Source organism: Rouxiella badensis (assembly GCF_026967515.2).
GTDB lineage: Bacteria > Pseudomonadota > Gammaproteobacteria > Enterobacterales > Enterobacteriaceae > Rouxiella > Rouxiella badensis.
Genome location: NZ_CP114062.1, coordinates 2,880,559 through 2,892,612, shown reverse-complemented (window position 1 = coordinate 2,892,612; position 12,054 = coordinate 2,880,559). Strand labels below are relative to the sequence as shown.

10 protein-coding genes are annotated in these 12,054 nt (G+C 51.9%); 4 read left to right on the top strand and 6 right to left on the bottom strand.

Annotated features, from left to right (window positions below):
• Positions 1–10: 10 nt before the first annotated feature.
• Both nagA and nagB read right to left on the bottom strand, forming a co-directional pair.
• Complete coding sequence (gene nagA, locus O1V65_RS13400; protein ID WP_269129783.1) at positions 11–1,150, bottom strand: N-acetylglucosamine-6-phosphate deacetylase; 1,140 nt, start codon at positions 1,148–1,150, stop codon at positions 11–13.
• Between the two features lie 159 nt (positions 1,151–1,309).
• Positions 1,310–2,110 (bottom strand): glucosamine-6-phosphate deaminase, encoded by an 801-nt coding sequence (gene nagB, locus O1V65_RS13395; protein WP_017492626.1) that lies wholly within the window; start codon positions 2,108–2,110, stop codon positions 1,310–1,312.
• Between the two features lie 374 nt (positions 2,111–2,484).
• Here nagB and nagE point away from each other — a divergent pair, with 374 nt between their 5' ends.
• Both nagE and glnS read left to right on the top strand, forming a co-directional pair.
• Positions 2,485–4,527 carry an N-acetylglucosamine-specific PTS transporter subunit IIBC gene (gene nagE / locus O1V65_RS13390; protein WP_026110636.1) on the top strand — a complete coding sequence of 681 codons (2,043 nt, stop codon included), beginning with the start codon at positions 2,485–2,487 and terminating at the stop codon, positions 4,525–4,527.
• A 224-nt stretch (positions 4,528–4,751) separates the two neighbouring features.
• The gene (gene glnS, locus O1V65_RS13385) at positions 4,752–6,422 is read left to right on the top strand and encodes a glutamine--tRNA ligase (protein ID WP_269129782.1); all 1,671 of its coding nucleotides are present in this window, start codon (positions 4,752–4,754) and stop codon (positions 6,420–6,422) included.
• A 150-nt stretch (positions 6,423–6,572) separates the two neighbouring features.
• On the opposite strand, the gene fur is transcribed toward glnS, so the two are convergent.
• From fur to ybfF, 4 genes are all read right to left on the bottom strand, one after another.
• The gene (gene fur / locus O1V65_RS13380; RefSeq protein ID WP_017492623.1) at positions 6,573–7,019 is read right to left on the bottom strand and encodes a ferric iron uptake transcriptional regulator; all 447 of its coding nucleotides are present in this window, start codon (positions 7,017–7,019) and stop codon (positions 6,573–6,575) included.
• A gap of 241 nt (positions 7,020–7,260) precedes the next feature.
• Complete coding sequence (fldA, locus tag O1V65_RS13375) at positions 7,261–7,788, bottom strand: flavodoxin FldA (protein ID WP_017492622.1); 528 nt, start codon at positions 7,786–7,788, stop codon at positions 7,261–7,263.
• A 342-nt stretch (positions 7,789–8,130) separates the two neighbouring features.
• Positions 8,131–8,412, bottom strand: a complete 282-nt coding sequence (gene ybfE / locus O1V65_RS13370; RefSeq protein ID WP_017492621.1) for a LexA regulated protein — start codon at positions 8,410–8,412, stop codon at positions 8,131–8,133.
• Positions 8,413–8,694: 282 nt separating this feature from the next.
• Positions 8,695–9,474 (bottom strand): esterase, encoded by a 780-nt coding sequence (ybfF, locus tag O1V65_RS13365; protein WP_017492620.1) that lies wholly within the window; start codon positions 9,472–9,474, stop codon positions 8,695–8,697.
• A 223-nt stretch (positions 9,475–9,697) separates the two neighbouring features.
• Between ybfF and seqA the strand changes: the two genes are divergently transcribed.
• Positions 9,698–10,228, top strand: a complete 531-nt coding sequence (seqA, locus tag O1V65_RS13360; protein ID WP_084911634.1) for a replication initiation negative regulator SeqA — start codon at positions 9,698–9,700, stop codon at positions 10,226–10,228.
• Positions 10,229–10,251: 23 nt separating this feature from the next.
• On the top strand, positions 10,252–11,895 hold the full coding sequence (gene pgm, locus O1V65_RS13355) for a phosphoglucomutase (alpha-D-glucose-1,6-bisphosphate-dependent) (protein WP_026110635.1): 1,644 nt from the start codon (positions 10,252–10,254) through the stop codon (positions 11,893–11,895).
• Positions 11,896–12,054 lie beyond the last annotated feature (159 nt).

The window sequence follows — 12,054 nt, the reverse complement described above, 5'->3', positions numbered from 1 at the left end:
CTCTCTGCGATTACACCTCATCACCGTTGACGAGGGTTTTTGTTATTTTGAAGTCGTGGGTGAACGCGGTCAGGTTGGCCACTTTTCCCGCTTCAATACTGCCCAGTGTTCCTTCAACACCAATGGCGCGAGCCGGGTAGAGCGTGGCCATACGCAGCGCCTCGTCTAACGCAATACCGACATGTTCTACGCTGTTTTGTACTGCCTGAATCATCGTCAGCGCGGAACCACTGAGGGTGCCGTTTTCATCCACACAAAGTCCATCACGATAGTATATTGTTTTACCAGCAAAAATGAACTCTTCAATATTTGCTCCGGCCGGAGCGGTCGCGTCGGTGACTAATATCAGCTTTTCGCCCTTAAGTTTCTTAGCGTTACGAATACTTGGCCAGGCGACGTGATGACCGTCTACGATAATCCCGGTGTAAACTTCTGGGGTATCAAAAATCGCCCCCATCAAACCAGGCTGACGGCCAGAGATTGGCGGCATGGCGTTATACAAGTGGGTCGCGAAGCTAATACCGTCGGCAAAGCCTTCACGCGCCTGCTCGTAGCTCGAGTTGGAGTGACCGGCAGAGACGACGATTCCCGCGTCACGCAGCTGACGTATAAATCTGCCCTCAACCTGCTCCGGGGCCAGCGTGACCTTGGTAACCACGTCGGCGTTGGCGCAGATGTAGTCTATCATTGCGGTATCTGGTTTACGGATGAACGCCGGATTGTGGGTCCCTTTTTTCTCGAGGCTCAGGTACGGTCCTTCAAGATGCAGACCCAGCGCCTGATTCGGGTACTTCGCCAGATACTCGCGCATCACCTTGATGCCGTGCTTCATGAACTCGTCACTGCTGGTAATTAGCGTCGGCAGATAGCTGGTACAGCCGGATTTCTCGTTGGCCGCCTGCATGATTTCCAGCGTCTCAACCGAAATGGCTTCCAGTGAGTCATTGAATTGCACGCCGCCGCAGCCGTTGAGCTGCAGGTCGATGAATCCGGGGGCTAGTCGGGCGCCTTCCAGACTGCGCGTTTCTATATCCGCCGGCAGTGCGTCAACTGGGCAAACACAGTCGATTACCCCATTAGCAATCACTACCGCGTGGTTATCCAGAATATCGTGGCCGGTATAGATCCGACCGTTAATCAAAGCGAACATCTCACCCCCCTTTCCCCGTCGTCATTGGCACTGCAACGGCGTAAGCTTCGCGCGTTTATCCGAATCACTGACTAGGTCAGCCGATGGGGATTCTCTCACTTGCTGCCTCGTCGCGCAGAGCCAATTATTTCACGGAACTGTCTGTAAATTTTGGATTAATTAAAGATCTTTCATATTTTCGGCTTCAAGCTCACGGAAGTATTTCACCGTTTTTACTTTTAATTCCATTGTGGATGGTTCGTCGCAAACGACCACTGCTTTCGCATGCAGTTGTAGGCAGCTGATGGTCCACATGTGGTTGATGTTGCCTTCGACCGCGGCTTCCAGAGCCTGTGCCTTGGCATGGCCGGTCACCAGAATCATCACCTCTTCCGCATCGAGCAGGGTACCCACGCCGACGGTCAGCGCATATTTTGGCACCTGTGAAACATCGTTATCAAAGAAACGCGAATTGGCAATGCGTGTATCGTGGGTCAACGTCTTGATGCGCGTACGCGAAGCCAGTGAGGAAGCCGGTTCGTTAAACGCAATGTGACCGTCGTTGCCCACGCCGCCCATGAACAGATTAATTTTGCCGTAGGACTTAATTTTTGCTTCGTACTGACGGCACTCTTCATCGACGTCCGGTGCATTACCGTTTAAAAGATTAATATTTTCTTTTTTAATATCAACGTGGTCGAAGAAGTTTTTGTACATGAACGTATGGTAGCTTTCCGGATGTTCCTGCGGCAGGCCAACGTACTCATCCATGTTGAAGGTTACCACGTTTTGGAAGCTGACTTGGCCTGCTTTATGCATAGCAACAAGATGTTTATAGGCTTCCATCGGGGTACCCCCGGTCGGCAGACCCAGTACAAACGGACGTTCGGCGGTGGGGTTAAACGCGTTGATGCGTTGAACAATATGACGCGCAGCCCATTTACCCACTTCAGTGGGAGTATTCAGCGGAATAAGTCTCATCGTACACCTCTTAAGTTTTATACTTTGTATACCCACCGCGAGGGGCGATGGGCAAGGAATTTAAATGTTCCATGCATGACCGGCTTTGACTTTACAGCGGGCTCATTAACGCAGATGATCGGCACGCTGCGGCCTAGATTTTTTTAATGATAAAATAAGTTTTGGGTTATGACTAGCATTATGGCTTGTTAATACCCATTTTTGGTGATAAAAATCACAAATAATGAGGTTTTAATTTGCGATACGAATTAATTTTTTTACACTGCGCAGTATGACTTTGGTGAGTCAGGTTTTGAGCATTTTCAAAGATAGGTAGTCACACATTCTAATTAAACTACTTTGGTGATTCGTCTCAGGGCGAATAGGGGGAAAAGTTGAGTATACTTAGCTACTTGCAGAAGATTGGCCGGGCCTTGATGGTCCCGGTTGCGACATTACCCGCCGCAGCAATATTGATGGGGGTAGGGTATTGGATTGACCCGGTGGGCTGGGGCGGCGACAACGCGTTGGCGGCCCTGTTTATCAAGTCAGGATCGGCAATCATTGAAAACATGGCGGTACTCTTCGCGATTGGCGTGGCTTACGGCATGTCCAAAGACAAAGATGGCGCAGCCGCGCTGACGGGTTTCGTCGGTTTTCTGGTATTAACCACGCTGTGTTCTCCGGCAGCGGTCTCCATGATCCAAAAAATCCCAGTCGCTGACGTGCCTGCGGCCTTCGGCAAAATCAACAACCAGTTTGTGGGTATTCTCGTCGGTATCATTTCTGCAGAGCTGTATAACCGCTTCAGCCACGTAGAGCTGCCAAAGGCGTTGTCGTTCTTTAGCGGCCGTCGTCTGGTGCCTATCCTGACCTCTTTCCTGATGATCGTCGTGGCGTTCATCATGATGTACGTCTGGCCGCTTATCTTTAACGGTCTGGTGACCTTTGGTGAGCACATCCAGCAACTGGGATCTGCGGGCGCGGGCATCTATGCTTTCTTCAACCGTCTGCTGATTCCCGTCGGTCTGCATCATGCGCTTAACTCGGTGTTCTGGTTTGACGTCGCGGGCATCAACGATATCCCTAACTTCCTCGGCGGTCAGGAATCCATCGAAGCCGGCAAAGCCACCGTGGGGATCACCGGTCGTTATCAGGCGGGCTTCTTCCCAATCATGATGTTTGGTTTGCCCGGTGCGGCACTGGCTATTTACCACTGTGCACGCCCTGAAAACCGCGCGAAAGTGGGCGGCATCATGCTGGCAGCGGCGTTTGCCTCCTTCTTTACCGGCATTACTGAACCGCTGGAATTCTCCTTCATGTTCGTTGCACCGGTGCTGTATTTCATTCACGCCGTGTTGACTGGGCTTTCCGTGTTCATTGCTGCCAGCATGCACTGGATTGCCGGTTTTGGTTTCAGTGCCGGTCTGGTGGATATGGTGCTGTCATCGCGTAACCCGCTTGCAACCCACTGGTATATGCTGATCCCTCAGGGTCTGGTGTTCTTCGTTATCTATTACGTGGTGTTCCGTTTCACCATTAATAAATTCAACCTGATGACCCCAGGTCGCGAGCTGGCGGTTGCCGGTGACGAGTCCGACGGTTATGACGTGAATGTTGATACCACCGGCAACAGCAAGGCGGATGAAACTTCCCTGCTGGCCCGTCGCTATATCAGCGCCATCGGCGGTTCAGAAAACCTGACGGGCATCGACGCCTGTATCACCCGCCTGCGTCTTAACGTCAAAGACTCTTCGCTGGTGGACGATGGGTTGGCCAAACGCCTCGGCGCATCAGGCGTTATCCGTCTTAACAAACAAAGCGTGCAGGTGATTGTGGGAACCCGCGCCGAGATTATCGCCGGTGCGATGCGCACGGTGATGACTACCGGTCCGGTTGCCGCCGCTGCTGCACCGGCCACGGCCGCGCCGGTTGCCGCCGTGAAGCCTCAGGCGGTACCCAACGCGCCGAAGCCTGTGCTGGAAACGCTGGTGTCACCTATCACCGGTGAGGTCGTTGCACTCGCTCAGGTGCCTGACGAAGCCTTCGCCAGCGGCGCGGTAGGTGAAGGCCTGGCGATTCGTCCAACGCAGAAAACCGTGGTTGCTCCGGCCAATGGCGTGGTAGTGAAAATCTTTAACACCAATCACGCGTTCTGCCTCGAAACTGAATCCGGTGCCGAAGTGGTGGTCCACATTGGTCTGGACACTGTCGCGCTTAACGGTCAAGGCTTTACCCGTTTGGTGGAAGAAGGGGCAACCGTTAAGGCCGGTCAACCGGTGCTGGAGCTGGATCTGGACTATCTGAACGGCAATGCACGCTCTATGATAAGCCCGGTGGTGGTTAGTAATATGGAAGACTATTCGGGTCTGACCCTGCTGGCCGGTGAGTCGGTGGTGGCAGGCGAGAGCAAACTGTTCGAGATCCACGCGAAGTAAGGTTGGCCGTTTGTTGTGAAAAAAGGCGAGAGTCGTTAAAAATCGCAGCGGGAAGGGAGCAATCTCTTCCCGTTTTTTGTTTTTAGCGCCTGTGTCCGTGGCTTTACGGTAAAAATATTTTTAATAGTTTCAAATTTGGCACTTAAGGGTTGTTTCCCGACGTGGCTTGTTGGAACATATGCGGTTAGTCTTTCGAGCTTTCGTTCGCGTAGAGGAATTGAACAATGAGTGAGGCTGAAGCCCGCCCAACAAATTTTATCCGTCAGATTATTGATGAAGATCTGGCATCGGGAAAACACGCTTCTGTCGTGACCCGTTTCCCGCCTGAGCCCAATGGTTATTTGCACATTGGCCACGCAAAATCGATCTGCCTGAACTTTGGCATCGCTCAAGACTATCAGGGTCAATGCAACCTGCGTTTTGACGATACCAACCCGGTGAAAGAAGATATCGAATTCGTCGAGTCTATTAAAAAAGACGTTCAGTGGCTTGGTTTCGAGTGGAGCGGTGAGGTTCATTACTCTTCCGACTATTTTGATCAACTGCACCACTACGCGGTCGAGCTTATTCAGAAAGGCCTGGCCTATGTCGATGAGCTTTCGCCAGAGCAGATCCGCGAATACCGCGGTAACCTGACTGCACCAGGTAAAAACAGCCCGTTCCGCGACCGTACCGTCGAGGAGAACCTCGCGCTGTTTGCTAAAATGCGTAACGGCGAGTTCGCCGAGGGCACCGCGTGCCTGCGCGCCAAGATTGACATGGCGTCACCGTTCTTCGTGATGCGTGACCCGGTACTGTACCGCATCAAGTTTGCAGACCATCACCAGACTGGCAACAAGTGGTGCATCTACCCAATGTACGATTTCACCCACTGCATTTCCGATGCGCTGGAAGGGATCACCCACTCACTGTGTACGCTGGAGTTCCAGGACAACCGCCGTCTGTACGACTGGGTATTGGATAACATCACCATTCCTTGCCATCCGCGTCAGTACGAGTTCTCTCGCCTGAACCTCGAATACGCCATCATGTCCAAGCGCAAGCTGAGCCTGCTGGTGACCGAGAAGATTGTTGAAGGCTGGGACGACCCGCGTATGCCAACGGTTTCCGGTCTGCGTCGCCGTGGCTATACCGCCAAGTCTATTCGCGAATTCTGCCGTCGTATCGGCGTGACCAAGCAGGACAACAACGTCGAAATGGCGGCGCTGGAATCCTGTATCCGTGATGACCTCAACGAGAATGCACCGCGTGCAATGGCCGTCATTAACCCGGTTAAAGTGATCATCGAGAACTTTGCCGGCGATGCGGTTCAGTGGGTTCAAATGCCTAATCACCCGAGCAAGCCAGAAATGGGCTCACGTGACGTGCCGTTTACCGCTGAAATTTACATCGATCAGGCTGACTTCCGCGAAGAGGCCAATAAGCAGTACAAGCGTCTGGTGCTGGGAAAAGAAGTCCGCCTGCGCAATGCCTACGTGATTAAAGCAGAACGCATCGAGAAAGACGCCGAAGGCAATATCACGACGATTTTCTGTCGCTATGACGTGGATACCCTGAGTAAAGATCCTGCCGATGGCCGCAAGGTTAAAGGTGTGATCCACTGGGTTTCTGCTTCAGAAGGCAAGCCTGCTGAGTTCCGCCTGTATGACCGTCTGTTCAGCGTAGCGAACCCGGGTCAGGCGGAAGACTTCCTGACCACCATCAACCCAGAGTCTCTGGTCATCGCCAACGGTTTTGTTGAGCCGAGCCTGGCGAATGCAGAGGTTGGTGTGAGCCTGCAGTTTGAGCGTGAAGGTTACTTCTGCGCCGACAGCACTTACTCTACCGCCGAGCACCTGGTGTTTAACCGCACCGTGGGGCTGCGCGACAACTGGGAAAGTAAGCCAGTCGCATAATTGATGCGCTGACTTAATTGAAAACGCAGCCATTGGCTGCGTTTTTTTATGCCTGAATCTTAAACCGCAGGCATAAAAAAACCGCTTTTCAGCGGTCATTTTATTTCCAGCTCTGCTCTTATCCCTGAGAGACAGAACTTGGGCAAGGTATTAGCCTTTACCGTGCAGCGTTTCGTCTTCAATACAGTTGCCTGCTTCGCAGTGGCCGTAAAGATAGAGGCTGTGGTTGGTTAATTTGATGCCGTGGGTTTTTGCAATTTCACGCTGACGCGCTTCGATGTATTCGTCGCGGAATTCGATCACACGACCGCAGTCGAGGCAGATCAAGTGGTCATGGTGATGCTGCTGAGTCAGTTCAAATACAGACTTGCCGCCTTCAAAGTTGTGGCGGGTAACAATGCCGGCGTCGTCAAACTGGTTCAGGACACGGTAAACCGTGGCAAGACCAATTTCTTCGCCCATATCAATCAGTTCTTTGTACAAATCTTCCGCACTGACGTGATGACCTGCCGGGGCTTGCAACACTTCCAGGATTTTCAAGCGTGGAAGCGTGACCTTTAAGCCGGCTTTCTTCAGTGCGGTGTTGTTGTCAGTCATGCGGATTTAGTCCTGTCACTATGCTAATCACGTTAATGAAAACGGTGGGCTGTTCACAAAAATCGTTCCTGCCTGAATGTTGTTTCTCAAAAAGGCAGGAATAATAAAACCAGATACAGTAAGTGTACCTTGATACAGCTGAAAGTTACAATTTTGTGCGAGTTAAATTGTTAATTTCAGTGATAGTTTGGCCCTTTCAGGTTTAACCCTAATGATTCAGGGCCTTAGCCTTTGTGTGGGATTAACCGATAATCTCAGCGAGGCTCAACTCTTCACTAATTTGTTTAACCCAGGCGTCAACACGTTCGTTGGTCAGCTCTGGTTGACGGTCTTCGTCGATAGCCAAACCGATGAAATGCTTGTCGTCCGCCATGCCTTTAGACGCTTCGTAGTGGTAACCTTCGGTAGACCAATGTCCGACAATCACGGCGCCGCGTGGTTCAATAATATCGCGTACGGTGCCCATTGCGTCACAGAAGTACTCTGCGTAGTCTTCCTGGTCGCCGCAGCCGAACAGCGCAACCAGCTTGCCTTCAAAATCTATCTCTTCCAGCGTTGGGAAAAAATCGTCCCAGTCACACTGTGCTTCACCGTAATACCAGGTCGGGATACCGATCAGCAGAATATCGTATTTTTCCAGATCTTCTTTGCTGCTTTTGGCGATGTCCTGAACGTCAGCAACATCTTTACCCAACTGCTTCTGGATCATTTTTGCGATGTTTTCGGTGTTTCCGGTGTCGGAACCAAAGAAGATACCTACTACTGCCATAAGCTTATCTAACCTCTTGTTCTTTAATAGACTCAGAGAGTCTGCTTTTTCGTCCGCGGCGTGCGAGTCAATTTATGCAGGATGATAACAAACTCGGCGGAGAGAGAACATATTCTCATCCGCATCAGGCTGCGTGAATACCCCGTTGAAGCACGGATTTAGTGACGCCAATGTTAATGCGGACCTGTTTAGGATGCATACCCGTATTTTTGATGTGAATAGTTTATCGGGCAATTCAGGCAAGCGTTATCGCCTTTGTGTGCTCTGTTGCGGAAGTTTACAAGATGAAACGCTAACGGCGGGTAACCGAAAGAGTTACCCGCCCGCATCAGAATACGATGACTAGCTATCCTGACCGTTCAGATGTGACAGCAGCATCTGTTCAATCAGCTCGCTACGACTGATATTTTGTTGTTCCGCCAACTTGTTTAGCGCATCCACAGCTTCAGCATTGATCTTCAGCTCTACGCGACGTAAACCGTTGTTTTTGTCACGGCGAAGCTGATTACGCTTGTTAATCCTGAGCTGTTCATCGCGAGAAAGCGGATTTGTTTTTGGACGTCCCGGACGGCGATCGTCTGCGAACAGATCAAGCGTCGTGCGATCCAGTTGTTCTTTTGCCATAGGTAGCGGTACAACTAGGGAAGTTACATCGAAAAGCGACCTAAGCCCTTTTCAGATGAGATGGTTACACATTTCGGGTTAATAAACCCTAACCCAATTTACCTCAGGCGCGAGAAAAAACTGACCTGGCGCAGGGGCAAAATTACAGCGCGCAATCATACCCTAGCGTATACCCCTCCACAACGCCTAACTGCCTTGATTCAGCGCTAAGTTATTATGATTAGCCGTTTTTTTGAACAGTTGCGCGTGCGGCGGGAATATTTAGCGCGTCCTTGCGCAGGATCACGCATCAATGAAACGAGAGATGGCGCGCAACACCGCCTCCGGCTTCTCGGCATGAACCCAGTGTCCGCTCCCCGCGACCACGTGGGCGCGGGCTTTTGGAAACTGTCGTGCGATGTCGTCGCGATATTCGTCCTGAACGTAAGGCGATAATCCACCGCGAATAAACAGCGCCGGATGTGGCCAGGCGGGCACCTCGGCCCAGCCAACAATGTTGGCGTACTCGGCCAGCAATACCGGCACGTTGAAACGCCATTCGCCCTGCGAAAAGGACTTGAGCAGGAACTGAATAACGCCGTCCTCCTTTATATATTCGTGCATGAGCCGAGTTGCGCCTGCGCGGTCCTTGATGCCAGCTTCTGTGACGGCGTTGAGTGCGGCAAAGATTTCGTCATGGCGGCGAGTTTTATAATCCACCGGCGCTATATCGATAATCACCAGCTTGTCGACTCGCTCTGGCGCTAAGGCGGTCAGCGCCATTGCGGCTTTGCCCCCCATCGAGTGACCTATGACGATCGCCTTGTCGATACCGGCGTCGTCGAGCGTGTCGCGGAGATCCTCGGCCATCGCCCGATAGGTCATGACCGGTGAACGTTCGGAGAGCCCGTGATTACGCAAATCTACCTGTAGCACACTATGCTGTTGTTTTAGGGATCGCGCTAATACGCCGAGATTGTCCAGCGTGCCAAACAGGCCGTGAATAAGCAGGATGGGCAACGCGGTCGATTCTGCGGATTCAGAGTGTTGCAGTCGATAATGTAATTTCATGGCAGAGTCCATTAGACATTTATTACAGGTAAGGATCTCATTAGGTTATCATGAGTCACAGAAGATTTTCTGTCAGATACCTGAGTGGGATACAGCAAAGCACGCGCCGGGTAAGAGTTGGATATAAGGTTTTGTCTGCTTTTTGAATATTGAGGCGATTTCGCCTTTTTGTTTGCGCAGTTTAATTTGTATAATCCTTTGAATAAATTAAGTAGAAAAACAGTACTGGATAAAGATGAAAACGATTGAGGTTGATGAAGAGCTTTACCGCTATATCGCGAGCCACACGCAGCATATCGGTGAAAGTGCATCAGACATTTTACGGCGGATGCTTAAATTTTCTGCCGGCCAGGAAGTGCAGGCCAAAGCCAGCGTGGCACCCGCAGAGAAAACGGCCGTTGCCACCAATACACCGCGCGATCGCGTACGTGCCGTGCGTGAACTGATGTTATCCGATGAGTATGCCGAGCAGACCAAGGCGGTTAACCGCTTCATGCTTATCCTGACTACCCTGTATACGCTCAGCCCGAAAGAATTTGCGGTTGCGACCGAGTCTTTACGTGGTCGTACTCGCACTTATTTTGCTGGTGACCAGCAAACGTTGCTGCAAAACGGTATTCATACCAAGCCAAAACATGTTCCAGGAACCCCTTATTGGGTCATTACCAATACGAATACAGGCCGTAAACGCAGCATGATTGAACACATCATGCAATTGATGCAGTTCCCAGCCGAACTGACCGATAAAGTTTGCGGCACCCTTTAAAAAAGCATTAGGGAGAAATGCCAGTGGCTAACAACCCCCGCGCAGGGCAACCTGCTCAGCAAAGCGATTTGATTAACGTTGCACAACTTACGTCGCAGTATTATGTGCTGCAGCCAGATCCGTCCAACAGCGCTCACGCGGTAAAATTCGGTACTTCTGGTCATCGCGGCAGCGCCGGACGCCACAGCTTCAACGAATCTCATATTCTGGCTATCGCTCAGGCTATCGCTGAAGTACGCAAAGAGCAGGGAACCACCGGTCCATGTTACGTAGGTAAAGACACCCACGCGCTGTCTGAACCGGCATTTATTTCCGTGCTGGAAGTGCTGACTGCCAACGGCGTTGACGTCATTGTGCAGGAAGACAACGGTTTCACCCCAACGCCTGCGGTGTCGCACGCGATTCTGACCCATAACAAAAAGGGCGGCGCGCTGGCGGACGGTATTGTTATCACGCCATCACATAACCCACCGGAAGACGGCGGGATCAAGTACAACCCAACCAACGGCGGTCCAGCCGATACTGACCTGACCTCTGTGATTGAAAAGCGCGCCAACGCGCTGATTGCAGAAGGCCTGAAAGGCGTTAAGCGCCAGTCTCTGGACAAAGCCTGGCAGGGTCAGCACCTCGTCGAACAAGACTTGGTGCAGCCTTACGTTGAAGACCTGGTCAACATTATCGACATTCCGGCCATACAGAAAGCAGGCCTGAAACTCGGTGTTGATCCACTCGGCGGTTCTGGTATCACTTACTGGAAACGTATTGCCGAGCACTACAACCTGGACCTGACGCTGGTAAACGACTCTGTCGACCAGACCTTCCGTTTCATGCATCTCGACCACGACGGCGTGATCCGCATGGACTGCTCGTCTGAATTCGCAATGGGCGGTTTATTGGCGCTGAAAGACAAGTTCGATTTGGCGTTCGCCAACGACCCTGACTACGACCGCCACGGCATCGTAACGCCTGCGGGTCTGATGAACCCGAACCACTATCTGGCGGTGGCGATCAACTACCTGTTCCAGCATCGTCCACAGTGGGGCGCTGACGTCGCGGTAGGTAAAACGCTGGTATCCAGCGCGATGATTGACCGCGTGGTTGCTGACCTTGGCCGTAAACTGGTCGAAGTGCCGGTGGGCTTCAAATGGTTCGTAGACGGTCTGTTCGACGGCAGCTTTGGTTTCGGCGGTGAAGAAAGCGCCGGTGCGTCCTTCCTGCGTTTCGACGGTACGCCTTGGTCAACCGACAAAGACGGGATCATTATGTGCCTGCTGGCGGCAGAAATCACCGCCGTGACCGGCAAGAACCCGCAGGAGCACTACAACGAACTGGCCGCACGCTTCGGTGCGCCGAGCTATAACCGTATTCAGGCTCCAGCCACCCACGCGCAGAAAGCCGCGCTCTCCAAGCTCTCCCCAGAGCAAGTCAAGGCCGACACGCTAGCGGGTGACCCGATTACCGATCGCCTGACCAAGGCTCCGGGCAACGGCGCGTCTATCGGTGGTCTGAAAGTCATCACCAAAAACGGCTGGTTTGCCGCGCGCCCATCCGGTACTGAAGAAGCTTACAAGATCTACTGTGAAAGCTTCCTGGGTGCCGAGCACCGCGAAAAAATCGAGAAAGAAGCCGTGGATATCGTCAGCAAAGTCCTTGCCGACGCGAAGTAATTCCCGAACGCTTTTCGCAATCTCAATCAAAGCGCTGTTTATACAGCGCTTTTTTTATGCTCAAAATTCTGTGTTGAAAAAGATATATCTAAATTTGTATAAAACCTTGTCATTGAGCGAAAGTCGATCTACTTTAGATATATCGAAACTATTTCGATA